We start from the raw sequence: 16865 nt of genomic DNA, 5'->3' as shown, positions 1-16865 counted from the left end.
AAGCCACCGACGCACACCACACCGGCGTCGACGCTTACGGAAGAAGAGCCACAGGTCCGGCCGCTATTGACGGCAGCCGGCGAATCCCAGCCCAGCGCGCCAGCGGCGCGCGAGCGTGGCTACTGCGGTGACGATGAGGCGGCCCACAAGCCTAGGTAGGCAGGTCAGCGCCAGGGAATCCGCAGGTGGGCGGCGGCGAGCACGCTCCAGAAACTGTTGAGAACATTCAGAACCCCCGTTGCAAAGAACCGATCCCAACATCGATGCCGACTCATGCTACTGAACCCGGTCCGGCAGCACAAGCGACACCGTCCGGTCCTTTTTGAGGCTTTTGCGCCTGCGGGACATCGTGTCGAGGAAACAGCCCATAGAGTGAATCCGCCACCGGTTATCCGGCCCGCTGCCGGCAGTGCGGATCTGGGCCGCGGCGTGGCAAAAAAATCATCGCCGGACTAGGAAGTCCGACCATCAGCGATGTGCTGGGCTGGTCGGCGTCAGATCGGAGACAAGATGCGGTCAGTCCGTGGGCTTGCGGTGGTGTTCGGTGCCACCCTTGCCCTGAGCATGCTCGGCGACCTGCCAGCGCAGGCGATCGGTGGCGGCCAACCCGTCACCGGTACGTCCCATTCCTTCATCGCGAAGATCGACGTGGCCGCGGACCGGTCCTGCACCGGGGTAATCGTGAACCCGCACTGGGTGCTCACCGCCGCCGACTGCCTGACCGCGCCGGGGCAACCGCCCACCGCGGGTTACGCGCCACCGTCCACCACGGTGACCGTCGGACGGATCGACCTCAGCAGCAGCGCCGGGCAGGTACGCACCGCGCTGAGCGTGCTGCCACACCCCACCCGCAACGTGACACTGGTCCGGCTGGCGCAGCCGGTGACGGTGGGCGAGCTCGCCCGGATCGGCGCCGCCGCAGTGGCGGGCGAGCAACTCCAGGCCCTCGGCTACGGCCGCACCACCACCGAATGGTTCCCGAACCGGCTGCACAGCGGCACCTTCACCGTCGCGTCGGTCGACACTGCAGCGTTGACCATCGACGGCAGCGCCAGTGGGGCAACCCTGTGCAAGGGTGACGCGGGCGGACCACTGGTGCGAGAGAACGGCAGCACGATCGAGGTCGTCGCCCTGCACGACCGCTCCTGGCAGGGTGGATGCATCGGCGAGACGGAGACCCGCCGGACGGCGGTGGAGGCCCGGCTCGACGATCTCGGGAACTGGATCACCTCGTCCATCGCCACCGCTCCGAACTGGCTGGCGGACAAGGCGATGCCGATCATGAACGGCGCCCGTGGCCTGTGTCTGCTGGCGACCGGCACCACCAACGGCTCCGCGGCCACCACGGCCACGTGCAGTGGCACCGCCCAGGAACAACTCTGGACGATGCTGCGGCGACCCGACGGCTCGTTCCAACTCAAGAACACCAGGACGGGCCGGTGCCTCTACGGGGAAACCACGGCGCTCAGCGGCGTCAAGCAGTCGACCTGCGACGCCTCGACGAACCAGCAGTGGCAGATCAACACGGCGTCGGTGCGCAGCCAGCTGAGGAACCGGGCGTCGAACCTCTGCGTCGCCTCGCCGTCCAGCACCCCCAACCAGGTGCGGATGGACACCTGCGGCAGCGCCCAGGATCACCACTGGGTCCAGCGCGGCAACGGCGGTGGCGCGTTCGGCCCGGTCAAGAACGAGTCGAACGGCCGTTGCCTGCGCCCGCCGGGCGGGATCGGCTACGTCAACTACCCCATTAGGTTGATCACGTGCAGCGCCACCTCCCCGAAGTGGTTCCAGAGCGGCACCACGCTGCGCACCGACGAGGTCTGCCTGACGGTGGGCGGTGCAGAACCCAGGCTGCCGGACGTCTACGGCATGGGTGCCGTGACCTGCAATGGCGGCCCGGATCAGGACTGGATTTTCCTACCGGACGGCACCATCAAGAACCCGGTGAAGAACGTCTGCCTCAACCCCGCCTACAGCACCCTGGAGACCGGCTTCCACTACGCCAACGCGACGACGTGCAGCGGCCAGAAGTGGATCATCGGCTGAGGACCTGACCGCCGCGGCCCGCTCGACCAGGTGTCGAGCGGGCCGACGTGGGTGGTCAGGCGGGGACCGGGGTCTGGGCGTGGACGTGGAAGCGCAGCGAGCGGGCGTCGGTGAAGCACTCCCGCATCGGCCGGACCAACTCCCGGTGCTCCGGGCTGCGTTCCCACGCCTCGAAATCGCTCAGGTCGGCCCACTCGCTGGTGATCAGCCACTGTTCCGGATCGGTGGCCGAGCGGCACACCTGGTCGACCAGGTGACCCGGCACCCCGTCGGCGACCAGGTGCCGGACGGCCTCGTACGCCCGCAGGAAGTCGTCGGTGCGTTCGCTGGGCACCCGGACGAGGAAGACGACCCGTCCTCGCGTCATGATTCGTCCTTTCCGGCCGGCGCCGTGCCGCGCAGCACCAGCGCGCTGTTGAAACCGTCGAAGCCCCGCGCGCAGACCATCGCGATCCGGGAACGCGGACGTCGGCGTTCGCGCAGGAAGTCCAGTTCGCAGCCGTCGGCGACCTGCTCCGGGCCGGCCGAGGGCGGCAGCGTGTCGTGGGCGAAGGCGAGCAGCGCGGTGGCCACGTCCAGCGCCGAACCGCCCTGGTGCGCCCGTCCGGTCAGCGCCTTGTGGGTACTCACCGGCGGTGCCGTACCGGTGAAGACCGCGCGCAGCGCGCTGGCCTCGGCGCGGTCGTAGCGGGCCACCCCGAGCGCGTCCGGCACCACCAGGTCCACCTCCTGCGGCTCGACCCCGGCGCGGCCCAGCGCCAACCGCATCGCCCGGGCGTACTGCTGCGGGTCACCGGCGCTGTCGGCCGTGGTGTGTGCCGCGTCGTGGGTGGCGCCCCAGCCGGTCACCTCGCCGTAGCCGCGTACGCCCCGGGCCCGTGCGTGCTCGTACTCCTCGACGACGAAGACCGCACCGCCCTCGGCGGGTAGGTAGCCGCTGGCGGAGGCGTCGAACGGCTGGTACGCCCGGTGCGGGTCGGTCGACGCGCTGAGCAGTCCCGAACGCAACTGGCAGGCCAGCGCGTACGGGCTCAGCGGGCACTCGGTGGCCCCGGCGAGCACCACGGACGCGCCGCGCCGGATGGTGCGTACGGCGTGGGCCAGGCTGTCCAGGCCGCCGGCCGACTCGGTGACCAGCACCCCGCACGGGCCCTTCGCCTGGTGCCCGATGGACAGTTGTCCGACGCTGGCCGCGTAGAACCAGGCGATCGACTGGTACGCCCCGACCGTGCGGGACGGCGACGACCAGAGCCGTTGCAACTCCCGCTGCCCGAACAGGTTCCCCCCGGTGGAACTGGCCAGGGTGACCGCCCAGCCGTACGGGTCGGCCGGGCGCTCCGGCAGGCCGGCGTCCGCCAACGCCAGCCGGGTGGCCGCGAACCCGAGGTGGGTCCAGCGGTCGGTCTGCACCAGGACCCGGTTGTCGGTGTACCGGGCCGGGTCGAAGTCCGGCACCTCACCGCCGAGCCGGGTCGGGTAGCCGGCAGCGTCGAACAGGGTGATCGGGCCGGTACGGCGCTGGCCGGCCAGCACCGTGCGCCAGTGCGCCTGCTTGCCGACGCCGCTGGGCGCGACCACGCCGATCCCGGTCACCACCGCCCGGCGCCGCTGCTCGGTCACGCCGGCACCTGCCGGGCCAGACGGCGGAACAGCATCGCCGACTGGAAGCCGCCGAAGCCGCTGCCGACCGACAACGCCACGTCCACCGGGACCTCCCGGGCCTCGTTCGGCACGTAGTCCAGGTCGCATTCCGGATCCCGGGTGGTCCAGTTGGCGGTGGGCGGCACCACCCCGAACTCGATGGCCAGCGCGCAGGCGGCCATCTCGATGGAACCGATGGCGCCCAGCGAATGCCCGACCATCGACTTGATGGAGCTGATCGGCACCCCGTACGCGGCCGGTCCGAGCGCCCGCTTGAACGCGGCCGTCTCGTGCCGGTCGTTCTGCCGGGTGCCGGAGCCGTGCGCGCTGATGTAGGAGACGTCCTGCGGGGCGAGTCGGGCCTGGCCCAGCGCGTCGGTGATGGCCAGGCCCATCTCCACGCCGTCGGGGCGCAGCCCGGTCATGTGGTAGCCGTTGCTGCGGCTGGCGTAGCCGGCCACCTCGCAGTAGACGTGCGCGCCACGGCGGCGCGCGTGCTCGGCCTCCTCCAGCACCAGCACCGCCGCGCCCTCGGCCAGCACGAAGCCGTGCCGGTCGGCGTCGAAGGGGCGGGAGGCGTGCGCCGGGTCGTCGTTGTCCGGGCTGGTGGCCTTGATCGCGTCGAAGGAGGCGACGGTGACCGGGGAGATCGGCGAGTCGGCGGCCCCGGCGAGCACGATGTCCGCCTCGCCGTCGGCGATGAGCTGGTGGGCGTAGCCGATGGCGTCGATGCCGGAGGTGCAACCGGTGGAGACCACCTGGGCCGGGCCGTGCAGGCCGTGCGCACAGGCCACGTCGGCGGCCAGGCTGCTCGGCACCAGCGCCTGGTAGAGGTACGGACCGCCGAGCGCGGCGTCGACCAGCCAGTGCCGGCCACTGTCGCTGACCGTCACGTACTCCTGTTCCAGGGCCATGGTGCCGCCGACCGCGGTGCCGAGCACCACGCCGGCGTGGTCGCGCTCGGCGTCGGTGAGGTCGAGGCCGCTGTCGGCGATCGCCTCGGCGGCGCAGGCCAGCGCGAACTGCACGTACCGGTCGGCGCGTTGCCGCTGGGCGGGGGTGAGGCCGGCGGCGTCCGGGTCGAAGTCGCACTCGGCGGCGATCTGGGAGCGGAACGGTGCCGGGTCGAAGAAGCTGATCCGGCGGGTGGCGGTCCGCCCCTCGGTGATGGTCTTCCAGAACCGGTCCCGGGTGACGCCGCCGGGGGCGACCACCCCGATGCCGGTCACCACCGTACGCCGGCCGGTCACGACCCGTCCCGCTGTTCGACCAGTTCGGTGTCGACGTGGCCGAGTTCCGGACGGGGGGCCAGCGGTCCGAGGTGGAAGACCACCTCGGCGGCGGTGTCGCCGGTGTTGCGCAGCCGGTGCCGGACGTTGCGGGCCACGAAGAGTGCCTCACCGGCGGTCAGCGCGACCGGCTCGTCGTCGAGGTCGACGGTGATCGCACCCCGGGCGACGTAGAGAAACTCCTCGCTGTACGGGTGGTAGTGTTCCGCGATCCGCTCCCCCGGCGCCATGGTGGCCACGCCCATGAAGCCGGAGGTGCTGCCGACGGTACGCGGACCGAGCAGGACCCGAAGTTCGCCTCCGCGTCGGCGATCGGCGGGCACGTCCCGCGCCGCCACCAGGGCCAGGTCACGCATCGTCGCCTCCGGTCGCCACCGCGGCCGGCTGGGCGCTGGCCAGCCGTTCGAGATGCTCCTTGATCACGGCCAGTTGCACCTGGCTGTTGGTGTTGATCCGCTCGGTCATCCCGGCGTTGTCCACCGGCGCGGTCGGCTTCATGGCGAAGTCCTGCACCCAGGTCATCCGGATCCCGTCCGGTTCCTCGGTGTAGGTCCAGTGGATCCGCATGTACTCGAACGGGCCGGTCTCCACCCGGCGGGCCCGCACCTGCCGGGTGGCCCGGTCGGGGGTGCGCTCGCTGACCCAGCTCCAGGCCACCCCGTTCTCGTCGGGGTGCATGGTGAGCCGGAACCGGACGGTGTCGCCGTCACGGCCGAGGATCTCCGCCCGGGCGTACTCGGTGAACAGCGCCGGCCAGCCGGCCACGTCGTTGGTGACCGACCAGACCAACTCCAGCGGTGCGGCGATGACGATGCTGTTCTCGGTGTGACCGGGCGGATCGGCGCGGCGGGCGACCAGGTCGGCCACGGCGGGGATGCTCAACTGGGCGGCCTGCTCGGGGATGCGGACCCGCCACCGGTCGGCGACCACGGCCGTCAGTTCGAGCAACGCGAGGGAGTCCATCCCCAGCTCTTCCAGGGAGGCCGCCGGCTCGCGGGCGGCGGCATCCGGATCCAGCCCGCAGTTGGTCACCAGGATGTCGGTGATCTCCTCGGTCAGCGAGCGGCCATCGGTGACGGTCATCGTTCCCTCCTCGGGTCGGCGTCAAAGCGGTAGAAGCAGCGGGCCATCGCGTCCCGAGGTGAGCGCCAGTCCGGCAGGTACGGCGTGATGTACGGGCCTAGCCGGCTGCTGATCCGCCGGAACTCCGGATGTTCCCGCGCGGCCTCGACCGCGCCGTCACCCGACGAGTCGGTCTCCAGCAGGTGTACGTACAGGTCGTGCAGCCGGTACAGCGACCGGTGCTGGACGCCGACCAGGCGTGGCAGCTCGGTCGTGTCGGACTCGGCGAAGATCTCGGCGACCGCGTCCTCGGCGGTCGGGACCACCTTCGCCACGATCAGCGTTCGGTCCATGCTGTGCCTCCCCATGGGCCGCTGTCGGCCCCACCCGGTGTCCCGGTCGACTCACGACACGATGCGGAGGTGGCCGTCACCGCAGCGTCACCGACGCCCTGCACCGCCCCGAGGTTCGGTGACGCTGTGTTGACGCAAGCTGTGGCTCGGCTGAGCGCCCCCGAACCACAGCGCGGCGATAACTTGCCAGTTCAGAGGCGATCTCATGGTTGAGGCACGAGTTACGTTACCGACACGAGCATTGACCCAGAGTAACTGTGATTGATAACCTTCACGGCGGCCCGACGCGGCTGCGCGCACGCCGTGCGCGATGTCCGCAGACGACAGTGGCGTCCCGGCGGCCACGCCGGGACCCGGCCATGCCCGCAGACAAACTGTTGCGCAGGGGGTGCCCGTGGCCGCCGATCCACCCACGCCGACCACCGGCAAGCGCCGGGACACCGAGGTCCGACTACATCTGCTCGGCGGTTTCCGGCTGACGCACGATGGCACTGCGGTGGTGGTGCCGCGTGGTCTGCAACGGGTCATCGCGCTGATCGGACTCCGCCCGGCGACGACCCGTACCCAACTGGCCGGCCTGCTGTGGCCGGAGACCACCGAGGAGCGTGCGCTGTCGTCGTTACGGACCGCGCTGTGGCGGCTGCGTCAGGACCCGTGCTGCCCGTTGACCACGAACGCCGACACGGTTCGCCTGGACGCGGCGGTACAGGTCGACGTCGACAGACTTGTCGACACCGCCGCCCGGGTCCGTGACGGCCAGACACCGCAGGACGCCGCGAAGGCACTCGCCGCCGGACGACACGACCTGCTGCCCGGCTGGTACGACGAATGGGTGTTGGCCGACCGGGAACGGTTACGCCAGCTCAGGTTGCACATGCTGGAACAGGTGGCCGGTCAGCACCTGGCCGCCGGGCGGCACGGGGAGGCGCTGGACGCGGCGCTGGAGGCGATGGCCGCCGAGCCGCTGCGGGAGACGCCCCACCGGCTCGTCGTGCGGATCCACCTCGCCGAGGGCAACGCCTTCGAGGCGGTACACGCCTTCTACGTCTACCGTGACCTGCTGCTGCGCGAGCTGCGACTGGAGCCGTCCCCGGCGATGAGCGCGCTACTGGACGACACCCTGGAGCCGATCCGCCGGGCCAGCCAGGCGGCCGTCGGCCCGCGCCGGCACCCGAGCATCCGAAGCAGCCACCCGAGCACCTGACCAGCCGGCCCGACGTCACCGGATCGACCGTCCGCGTTGACGGCCAGGTGACAGCGCCGACGGCAGGGTGGCAGCGGCGCTGCGGCGACGGGTCCGGGCGCGCGACCACAGGTGAGAGGGGTCCGATGAGCAGCCGACTGGTAATCGTGAGCAGGATCATCCCGGGCGCGGAGGGTCGGGTGGCGCAGATCTTCGCCGAGTCCGACGCGACCGAGTTGCCCGGTCTGACCGGAGTACGCCACCGGTCCCTGTACTGCCTGCACGACCTGTGCGTACACCTGATGGAGACCGACGACGTCGGTGCCGACGCCCTCGCGACGGCCCGCAACCACCCGCTCTACCGTCAGGTCAACGAGCGGCTGTCGGCGCACACCTCGCCGTACCTGCCGACCTGGCGCTCACCGCGCGACGCGATCGCCAACTGCTTCTACCGATGGGACGTCGCGGAGGTTCCGGCACCGCGCGCGGCCAGCTGACCCGGACGGCACCATGGCCACCCGGACACCGCACGTCCTGATCATCGGCGCGGGCACCGGCGGACTCTGCCTGGCGCACGGGCTTCGTCGCGCCGGCATCGGCGTCGAGGTGTACGAACGACATCGCCACCGGGCGGACGGGCTCCTCGGCTACCGCGTGGGCATCGGCCCGACCGGCAGCCGAGCCCTGCGCGACTGTCTTCCGCCGGAACTGTTCGAGATCTACCTGGCCACCTGTGCCCGTTCGCCGCGCTACTTCAACGTGTTGAACCAGAAGCTGCACCAGACCGCCTCGTTCCCGCTCCGCCCGGACACCCATCCGGTCGACACCGAACGGTCGGTCGCCCGGATGACGCTGCGCCAGGTGCTGCTGACCGGCATGGAGGACGTGGTGCGCTTCGACCGGACCTTCACCCGGTACGAGCGCAACGACGACGCGACGGTGACCGCCCACTTCGCCGACGGCAGCACCGCCACCGGCGACCTGCTGGTGGCGGCGGACGGCACCCATTCCGCGGTACGCCGTCAGTACCTGCCACACGCGGTCATCCGGGACGCCGGCACGATCAACATCGCCACCCGGATTCCGCTCACCGAGCACACCCGGGCCCTGCTGCCACCGGCGGTACAGCGGGGCATCTCGCTGATCTTCGGCACCGGCGGGGTGATGGGTGTGCTGCACGTGATGGAGTTCAAGTGGGACGCCGACGGTCGGCTCAAGCCGAACGTCGCGCCGGCCGAGGCGGCGTTGCTCGCCGACTGGCCGGGGCGGCACCACGACAGCACCCGCGACAACATCAACCTGGTGGTCTGGAGCACCGCGCGACGTTTCCCCGCCGACGTGATGCATCGCCGGGGTTCGGAGTTGATCCAGGTGGCGTTGGACCTGACCGCGAACTGGCACCCGCACCTGCGGGAGTTGCTCAGCCGGGCCGACCCGCACAGCGCCCTGCCGATCCGGGTCTCCACCTCGGAGCCGGTGCCGCCCTGGCTCAGCAGTACGGTCACCCTGCTCGGCGACGCCATCCACACCATGACGCCGGGTCGCGGGGTGGGGGCCAACACCGCGCTACGGGACGCGAACCTGCTCCGCCGTCAGCTGATTCTCGCCGCCGCCGGCGAGAAGACGCTGGTACAGGCGGTGGCCGACTACGAGGCGGCGATGGTGCCGTACGGCTTCGCCCGGGTGGCCGACTCGTTGGGCCGTAGCGGCACCAGCGGCGACGACCGGATGTACAAGCCGGTGTTCGGCCGGCTCGCCCTGCTCGGCGCCCGGGGATACTTCCGGGTCACCAGCCAGGTACCCCGGCTGCGACGCAAGTTCGTCGACGACTTCTACACCTATCGGGGCGAGGAGGACTGAGCCCGGGACGCGACCGCGTAACACCGATGACCCTGGCGCCCGCAACGGCGCCAGGGTCATCGGCGTACCGGCCCGGTCCACACCGTCCGTTCCGCCGTGGGCACCGGCGGTAGCCCGTGGTGTGCCCGTATCGACTGTTACCTGGCCTGCCTGTCGCCCGGCTCGCGGGTATGCGAAGCTGCGGCGAGTTTTTCTCGCGACGATCCGGACGTGAACTTCAGGGAGGTTTGCCGTAATGGACTCTTTCGGCAGCTGGCTGATACTGCTCGTGGTCCTGCTGGCCGGGCTGGCGGCGGGCTGGCTGGTGCTGCGCAGCCGGCGCGACGAACCGCCCGCCTCGACGAACCGCGCCACCACGCAGGCGCCCGGGCCGGTGCCGAACCAGCGCGCCGAGACCGCATCGCCGAGCCCGGCCGACCAGCCCGCGCCGGTGCCGGCCGAGCCGGCGTCCGCCGTGGCCACCGAGCCGGTCGCCGCAACGCCGGACGCCACCGCCGACACCCCGGTCTCGACGGGCACCGATCCGACGGCGACCCCCACCGCCGCACCCGTCGAAACGCCGGCCGCGGTCGTGGACACCCCCAGCACGACGCCCGAGATCGCGGAGCCGGCCAGCACGCCGGCAGTCGCGGAACCGGCCAGCACGCCGGAGGTCGCGGAGCCGGTCGGCACGACGGAGGTCGCTGAGCCGGTCGGCACGACGGAGGTCGCGGAGCCGGTCGGCACGACGGTTGGCAGCGGCGCCGAACCGTCGGCGGCCGTCCTGGAAGGACCGGCGGAGCAGGCGGACGAGGACGAGCCGGGGGTCCGCCCGGCGGTGGCCACCCCGCCGGTGCGGCGTAAGGCTGCCACCAAGTCCAGCCCGAGCGTCGCCGCGAAGCCCAGCCCCGCCGCGTCCAGCCCGAGCACCGACGCCGCCCCGGCGACTTCGGTCGTCGAGGCAGCCGACGACTTCCGGCGGATTCAGGGTGTCGGGCCGAAGATGGCCGCCGCGCTGCACGGTGCCGGCATCCGGACCTACCAGCAGCTGGCAGAGCTGGACGAGACCACGCTGCGGGAGACCATCCGGGGTGCCGGGCTGCGGGCCACCGCCAGCCTGGTGACCTGGCCACAGCAGGCAAAGATCCTGGCCAGCCAGCCCGGCGAGACTGCCTGAGTAGTACCGCACCGCCGGTGCGGCGGCGCCCGACTGGAGCGTCGCCACGCCGGCGGTGTGCGTACCGCACCCGTTGCGGTCGGCGGTGGCGATAACGCCCCCCTGGCGACGGCGACCCGACTAGCGTTTCCGATGCCGGCACAGCCGGTCCGCGCACAGTAGTCGGCAGCCGGGAGCCGTCCGTGCCGTTGCAGCCGGAGCCAGCACGCTCGTCACCGTCACTCGCCCGCAGTGCGGCGACACCCGCCCGGGTGACCCTGCTGGAACTCTTCTTCGACCTCGTCTACGTCGTCGCCCTGGCACTCATCTCGCAGGACCTGGCCAAGGAGATCAGTTGGGTCCAGGCCACCCAGGCCCTGATCCTGCTGGCCGCCGTCTGGTGGACGTGGGCCATCACCACCCTGGTCACCGACCTGTACGACCCCGAACGTCCCGCGATCAAGGCGCTGATCCTCGCGGTGATGTTCGGCGTACTGCTGATGACCACCGCGATCCCCAAGGCGTTCGGCGACCGGGGGCTGGTCTTCGCCGCGGCGTACGTCGTCATCCACCTGGGACGTGGCCTGTTCCTGATGCCCACGATGCGCCGTCACCCGCAGATCCAACGGCGGGCGACCCGGATCTTCTGCTGGTTCGCGGTGTCGGCCGTGCCGTGGATCGTCGGGGCGTACGTCTCCGGCGACGCCCGGTTGGTGCTCTGGCTGCTCGCCCTGGGCGTCGACTACCTGGGCCTCCGGCTGGCCTACCCGGTGCCCGGGCTGGGCATGGTGCCCACGGCGCTGCGCAACGTCACGGCCGAGCATCTCTCGGAGCGGTACCAGCAGTTCTTCACGATCGCGCTGGGCGACACGATCCTGGTCATCGGCATGGCCTACAGCACCGACCACGGCCGGACGGAGTCGACCGGCGCCCTGGTGCTCGCCTTCACCACCACCCTGCTGCTGTGGCGAATCTACGTACACAAGTCGGGGGAACTGCTGCCCATCGCCATTCAGGTCGCGCGGAATCCGAGCCGGTTTCTGAACACCGCGCCGTACACCCACCTGCTCATGGTCGCCGGGGTGGTCGTCACCGCCGCCGGATTCAAGCTGGTGCTGCACGCCGTGCCCGCGCGTACCCCGCCCTCCTGGGCGGCGATCATCCTGGGTGGGCCGGCGCTGTTCCTCCTCGGCCGGGCCTGCTTCGAACGGGAGGTGTTCAACCGGGTGTCACCGTCACGCCCGGGCGGCATCCTGGCCCTGCTCACCGTCGCACCCGCGGTGCTGTTCCTGTCCCCCCTGGTCGCCTCGCTCGCCGCCGTACTGGTGCTGGCCGGGGTGGCGGTGGCCGACTACCTGCGCAGCCGCGGTCGGCCACCCGAGGCGCCGTCGCCACCGTCGTAGCCGACGGCGGCCGTCGTTAGCCGAGCGGCGCGGTTGGGTACATGGCGGGACACCCTGCTCTCACCTGCGACCGTGGAGGAAACCATGCGCGGTACGTCGATATTCGGAGTCCTCGTGGTGCTCTGGCTCGTCATCGGCGCAGTCGCCGCCGGCCAGCGCGGCTACTACAGCAACGAGGAGGCCAACTGCGCCGAGGTCGGCACGATCCTGGTGACCATCGCCGCCGGCCCGTTGAACTACGTCGGCGCCAACCCGAAGGTCGACTGCGAGTTGCCCGAGCCCTCCCAGTGATCCAGCACGACGACGGTGCGTCCGGCCCCGTACGTCCCGGTCGGCAGAGACCGGGCGGTGAGAGGCCGGACGCACCTGGTGTGTCGGGGCACCCGCTCAGCGGAAGCAGTGCGCCACGGTGACCTTGCTGCCCAGGCAGTTGGCGGGGCTGTTCTCGATGAGGACGCTGCCCTCGTCGACCTTGACCCGCGCTCGCTCGGCGTGGACGCCGCCGGCCAGCACCGTCGACCGGTTGCCGGTCACCTCGCTGCGGTACAGCGAGGTGGATCCGGCGGTCACGTACAGACCGGCGCCCTGCGAGGTCTTGCCGACCGCCTCGTTGCCCTTCACGTCGCTGCCGCGGACGAGCAGGTTGGACTTGTCGGCGTAGACCCCACCGCCGTGGCCGCGCGAGGTGTTGTCGCGGATCACGCTGTCGTCGATCGGCAGGAGCCCCTGCACGGTGGAGATGCCGCCGCCGGCGACCGTGGCGACATTGTCCCGAATCGTCAACTGCTGCAACACCAGCACCGCGTCGGAGTTGGCCAGGCCACCGCCGGTCTCGGCGCTGTTGCCGGCGACCAGGCTGTCGGAGACCTTGGTACGGGCCGAGAAGCTGGCCAGCCCGCCGCCCTGACCGGCGTTGTTGCGCACGAAGGTGGAGGAGTAGACGTCCCCGGCGGCCCGGAAGTTGGCCAGCCCGCCGCCGTAGCTGACGGCGCTGTTGTGCCGGAACTCGGTCCGGTACATGACCATGACCCCGCCGTTGAGCAGGCCCCCGCCCTTGCCCTGGGTGCCGGCGGCCCGGTTGCCGACCAGGATGCTGTCGCTGATCCGCAGGTTGCCGTCGTTGAAGATGCCACCACCGCCACCCTCCGCCGACACCGACGTGCTGTTGGCGACGGTCACCCGCTCGACGACCGCCGTGGCGCCGTGCACGATGTGGATGCTGCCGCCCTCCACCTTCGACCGGCCGTTGAGCAGCGTCACGTCACGCAGGGTCAGCTCACCGCCGTCCCGCACGGTGAAGAAGCGGAAGTCCTCGGCCTGCGCCCCGCGCGCGATGGTCGCGCCGGAGCCCTCGATGGTGATCGCGTGGTAGATCACCGGTAGGCCGGCGGTGTCGTCGGCCGCGTTGCGCGCGGGCGCCTCGGCGTCGCCCGGGGTCTCGGCGGCGTCCGCGGCCTCCCGCGCGTCCCGGATCCCGCCGTCGTACTCGTCGACCTGCTGGAAGGCGTGGGTCAGGGTGTAGGTGCACTCCTCCGCCAACCGCAGGATGCCACCACCCTGGGCGTTGGCCCGGACCAGCGCGGCGACGAGTTGCGCGGAGTCGCAGGGCACGGACACGGCCTTGTGCTGGGACGGGAGCCCGTTGCCGCTGGACGTCCGGCCGCTCGGCTCGTCGCGCGGGCCGCCTGCGGTGTCGCCGCGTTGCTCGCCTTCGGGGCGTTGCTCGCGGTCAAGGCGTTGCTCGCCTTCGGGGCGTTGCCAGCCGTTTCCACCCGCCGGTTCCCCGTCGGTGCGGGGCGCGTCGGAGGAGAGCACGGCGGGCTGGGCCGGGCTCGGCGTCGGCAGATCGCGGGCGGTCGCCGACGCGGCGACCCCGCTGAGGCCCGCTACCGCGGCCACCAGACTGCCGGCCGCCAGCCCACCGGCCAGGCACCACCGCGACCGCCGCCCGGATCGGGTCGGTTTTCGGCTCCCTTGGTACGTGGACATGAGGGTTTCCTGCCTCTCGTGTGTGCGAAAACAGTGCCGCACCGAATCGGGCGCGGGGCGGCTGACGTCGCGGCAGCCACCAGAGGCAACGTACGGCGATTAAAGCCCGAAATCCGGCATAAGTGAATAAGTACGCCTTTCGCCTTCATGTCCCCTGCCGATCCGGGACGCCGGGCGGACCCGCCGGCTCAACCGCCGACGTGGATCCCCGGGCGGCGGGCGGGATCGGGCTCGGACTTGCGCAGGATCTCCCGCACCACCGGCGGCGTGTCGCCCCGGCCCAGGATCAGGTACCGCAACAGATGCGCGATCGGGTTGCCCTCCGACCACTCGAAGTGCGCGTGCGGACGCACTCCGGTGGCGTCCCGCAGCGCCAGCAGGATCGCGGCGATCGCGTTGGGCGCCGCCGGACTGTTGGCGCGCAGCACCCGGTAACCGCCCACCTCGACACCGCGTACCCGCAGCACGTGCCGGAACCCCGACGGATCGACCACGTCGATCTCCAGAAACAGCACGTCGGTGGCGCCCGGCACCGGATTCTGCCCGCGCTGCGCCCGCTCCTTGATGGTGTACTCCTTGACGGCGCCGCTGCGCCGCTTGTGGGCGATCACGTGCAGCCGGCCGTCATGGGCCACCGAATCGGCGATGAACCGCCGGGCCGGCTCGTCGAACTCCACCCGCTCCGCGCGCAGTTCCGTGGTCCGGCTGACCCGGGACACCAGCGAGACCGCGATGATGCCGAGGATGAACAGGCCCGAGATGGCGATCCCGTCGGGCTTGGTCAGCACGTTCTCGACCAGCGCGTACAGCAGGACCAGGGTGAGCACGGTGAAGCCGACGGCGACACCGCGCTGCCGGCGGCCGACCGCGGCGATCGTCACCGCCACCGCGGCGGAGACCATCATGGCCAGGATCCCGGTGGCGTACGCCCCGGCCTGCGCGTCGACGTCGGCCCGGAAGACGACGGTCAGCCCGACGCAGATCAGCGTGTAGACGATGACCACCGGTCGGACCGCCCGCGCCCACTCGGGCGCCATGCCGTAGGACGGCAGATAACGCGGCACGATGTTGATCAGCCCAGCCATCGCCGAGGCCCCGGCGAACCAGAGGATGAGCACGCTGCTGAGGTCGTAGACGGTGCCGAACGCCTCGCCGACCTGCTCGTGGGCGAGGTAGGCCAGCGCCCGTCCGTTGGCCGCCCCGCCCGGGGCGAACTGCTCGGGCGGGATGAGCAGCGTGGTGACGAAGGTGGTCGAGAGCAGGTAGACCGACATGATCAACGCGGCGGCGGTGAGCAACCGCCGGGTGTTGCGGATCCGGGCGGCCAGCCGGGACCGCGCGTCCGGCCCCTCCCCGGCGACCAGCGGCATCATGCTCACCCCGGTCTCGAACCCGGAGAGTCCCAGCACCAGCAGCGGAAACGCCAGCGCCGCGGTCAACGCCAACTGCCCCGGTCCACCGTCCACGGTCAGCGCCCCGGTCCAGTCGGCCAGCCGCCCCGGATCACCGGCGATCTCGACCAGGGAGACCACCACGATCACCGCGTTCAGGGCCAGGAAGACGGCGACCAGGGGTACGGCCACCGCGACGGCCTCGCGGAAGCCGAGCAGGAACACCCCACCCAGGATCAGCAGCAGCACCACGGTCACCACGACCGCGACGGTGGTCCCACCGAACGCCGCCGGCAGGTACGGATTCTGCAACATGTGCACGGTCGCGTCGGCCGAGGAGAGGGTGATCGTGATGATCCACGAAGTGGCCACGAAGCCGAGCAGGACCAGCACGAAGATCTTGCCCCGCCAGAACGGCAGCAGCCGTTCCAGCATCGCCACCGAGCCCTGGCCGTGAGGGCTGTCCCCGGCCACCCGGCGGTACATCGGCAGCATGCCGAACAGGGTCAGCGCCACGATCAGCAGGGTCGCCACCGGCGAGAGCGCCCCGGCGGCCAGCACCGCGATGCCCGGCAGGTACGACAGGGTGGAGAAGTAGTCCACGCCGGTCAGGCACATCACCCGCCACCAGGCGTGCGACCGGGCCTGCCCCTCGGCGGTCTCCGGGCCGACCGGCTGCACCTGGTGCACGAAGAGCCACCGACGCAGCCGACTCTCCGGCGCCGCCGGCCCGGGTGGCCGCACCGCCACCTGCTCGGGTACGGCGATGTGCCGGCCCGCCCGCTCGCCCGGCCGGGTGGGGTCACGGGCGGCACGCAGCGCGGGCTCGGGAGTGCCGGACGCCTTGCCACGGCGCTCCCGGCCCCGTCGCGCTCTGGCCCCGTCCCCCATGTCCCGCCCCGTCCTCCCCCACTCCTGCCCCGACCGTAGGCGGTCGTCGAACACCGCCTCGCCGAAACGGTCAAAGCCGGTCGGCACCATCCCGGGGCGGCACCGTCAGGGCACGGGCCAGGGCGTCGGGATCAGCGACGGTCACCGTCAAGCCGGGGTGGCGGGGCCACCCGCCGGGCAGCAGGGCCGGCACCGGTCGCACGAAACGTACGCAGAGTCCACCGGCGGTGCTGGTGCCGAAGGTGATACCGACATCCGACGCCGACACTCGCGTGCCGATCGCCCGCCACCAGCGGTACGGACCGGTGGTCTCCACACCCGCCACGTTGTCCCGGGTGGTCCGCAGCCGCCAGGGCCCGAACCGCACGGCCAGGTCGTTCGCGTCGACCAGCACCCAGGCGGTCGACGGCCGGACGCCGAGCAGGGCCAGCACGGGGCGCCAGGACGGATCGAACCGGAAGCCGAAGCGGGCCGCCGTCATCCCCGGGATCTCCGGCCGACACGGTCTCCGGGACGCGCGGGACGACGTGGGGCAGCAGGGCGGGGTCGGGGTCGGGGGGCGGGACGGCGCCGGGACACAGAGGTCATGGCCGCGGCGTACCCGCAAGAGGCCGGCCGACAC

General features: G+C 71.5%; 16 protein-coding genes. 7 read left to right on the top strand and 9 right to left on the bottom strand.

Annotated elements, in window-relative coordinates:
• Positions 1–510: 510 nt before the first annotated feature.
• The gene (locus E0H26_RS09385; protein ID WP_165521794.1) at positions 511–2046 is read left to right on the top strand and encodes a ricin-type beta-trefoil lectin domain protein; all 1536 of its coding nucleotides are present in this window, start codon (positions 511–513) and stop codon (positions 2044–2046) included.
• A 55-nt stretch (positions 2047–2101) separates the two neighbouring features.
• On the opposite strand, the gene E0H26_RS09380 is transcribed toward E0H26_RS09385, so the two are convergent.
• From E0H26_RS09380 to E0H26_RS09355, 6 genes are read right to left on the bottom strand one after another with little or no spacing between them, the layout of a single operon-like run.
• On the bottom strand, positions 2102–2413 hold the full coding sequence (locus E0H26_RS09380; protein ID WP_131303150.1) for an antibiotic biosynthesis monooxygenase family protein: 312 nt from the start codon (positions 2411–2413) through the stop codon (positions 2102–2104).
• Positions 2410–3666, bottom strand: coding sequence for a beta-ketoacyl synthase N-terminal-like domain-containing protein (locus E0H26_RS09375; protein WP_131303149.1), 1257 nt, complete (start codon positions 3664–3666; stop codon positions 2410–2412). The genes E0H26_RS09380 and E0H26_RS09375 overlap by 4 nt, the downstream gene beginning before the upstream one ends.
• Positions 3663–4937 (bottom strand): beta-ketoacyl-[acyl-carrier-protein] synthase family protein, encoded by a 1275-nt coding sequence (locus E0H26_RS09370; protein ID WP_131303148.1) that lies wholly within the window; start codon positions 4935–4937, stop codon positions 3663–3665. The genes E0H26_RS09375 and E0H26_RS09370 overlap by 4 nt, the downstream gene beginning before the upstream one ends.
• On the bottom strand, positions 4934–5332 hold the full coding sequence (locus E0H26_RS09365) for a cupin domain-containing protein (RefSeq protein ID WP_131303147.1): 399 nt from the start codon (positions 5330–5332) through the stop codon (positions 4934–4936). The genes E0H26_RS09370 and E0H26_RS09365 overlap by 4 nt, the downstream gene beginning before the upstream one ends.
• Entirely contained in the window at positions 5325–6059 is a 735-nt protein-coding gene (locus tag E0H26_RS09360) for an SRPBCC family protein (protein WP_131303146.1), read from the bottom strand. Before E0H26_RS09360 ends, E0H26_RS09365 begins: the two co-directional genes overlap by 8 nt.
• Positions 6056–6391: a TcmI family type II polyketide cyclase gene (locus tag E0H26_RS09355; RefSeq protein WP_131303145.1), complete on the bottom strand. Its 336-nt coding sequence runs from the start codon at positions 6389–6391 to the stop codon at positions 6056–6058. The genes E0H26_RS09360 and E0H26_RS09355 overlap by 4 nt, the downstream gene beginning before the upstream one ends.
• 394 nt (positions 6392–6785) lie before the next feature.
• On the opposite strand from E0H26_RS09355, the gene E0H26_RS09350 reads away from it, so the two are divergent.
• The 6 genes from E0H26_RS09350 (at position 6786) to E0H26_RS09325 (ending at position 12263) form a co-directional block, all read left to right on the top strand.
• Positions 6786–7595 (top strand): AfsR/SARP family transcriptional regulator, encoded by an 810-nt coding sequence (locus E0H26_RS09350; protein WP_131303144.1) that lies wholly within the window; start codon positions 6786–6788, stop codon positions 7593–7595.
• A gap of 125 nt (positions 7596–7720) precedes the next feature.
• A complete protein-coding gene (locus tag E0H26_RS09345) occupies positions 7721–8071 on the top strand; it encodes a TcmI family type II polyketide cyclase (RefSeq protein WP_131303143.1) in 351 nt (116 codons plus the stop codon).
• Positions 8072–8084: 13 nt separating this feature from the next.
• Positions 8085–9434, top strand: a complete 1350-nt coding sequence (locus tag E0H26_RS09340) for an FAD-dependent oxidoreductase (RefSeq protein ID WP_131303142.1) — start codon at positions 8085–8087, stop codon at positions 9432–9434.
• Between the two features lie 235 nt (positions 9435–9669).
• Positions 9670–10590, top strand: coding sequence for a helix-hairpin-helix domain-containing protein (locus E0H26_RS09335; RefSeq protein ID WP_131303141.1), 921 nt, complete (start codon positions 9670–9672; stop codon positions 10588–10590).
• Positions 10591–10772: 182 nt separating this feature from the next.
• Entirely contained in the window at positions 10773–11972 is a 1200-nt protein-coding gene (locus tag E0H26_RS09330) for a low temperature requirement protein A (protein WP_131303140.1), read from the top strand.
• Positions 11973–12056: 84 nt separating this feature from the next.
• Positions 12057–12263, top strand: a complete 207-nt coding sequence (locus E0H26_RS09325; RefSeq protein WP_131303139.1) for a hypothetical protein — start codon at positions 12057–12059, stop codon at positions 12261–12263.
• 96 nt (positions 12264–12359) lie between these two features.
• Here E0H26_RS09325 and E0H26_RS09320 read toward each other — a convergent pair whose 3' ends face one another.
• From E0H26_RS09320 to E0H26_RS09310, 3 genes are all read right to left on the bottom strand, one after another.
• Positions 12360–13961 carry a right-handed parallel beta-helix repeat-containing protein gene (locus E0H26_RS09320; RefSeq protein ID WP_131303138.1) on the bottom strand — a complete coding sequence of 534 codons (1602 nt, stop codon included), beginning with the start codon at positions 13959–13961 and terminating at the stop codon, positions 12360–12362.
• 188 nt (positions 13962–14149) lie between these two features.
• Complete coding sequence (locus tag E0H26_RS09315) at positions 14150–16243, bottom strand: APC family permease (RefSeq protein ID WP_206024971.1); 2094 nt, start codon at positions 16241–16243, stop codon at positions 14150–14152.
• Between the two features lie 70 nt (positions 16244–16313).
• Entirely contained in the window at positions 16314–16724 is a 411-nt protein-coding gene (locus tag E0H26_RS09310; protein ID WP_131303137.1) for a hypothetical protein, read from the bottom strand.
• Positions 16725–16865 lie beyond the last annotated feature (141 nt).

Origin of the sequence: Micromonospora zingiberis (assembly GCF_004331455.1) — a bacterium.
Classification (GTDB): domain Bacteria; phylum Actinomycetota; class Actinomycetes; order Mycobacteriales; family Micromonosporaceae; genus Micromonospora; species Micromonospora zingiberis.
This window is presented reverse-complemented; position numbering and strand designations above follow the sequence as displayed.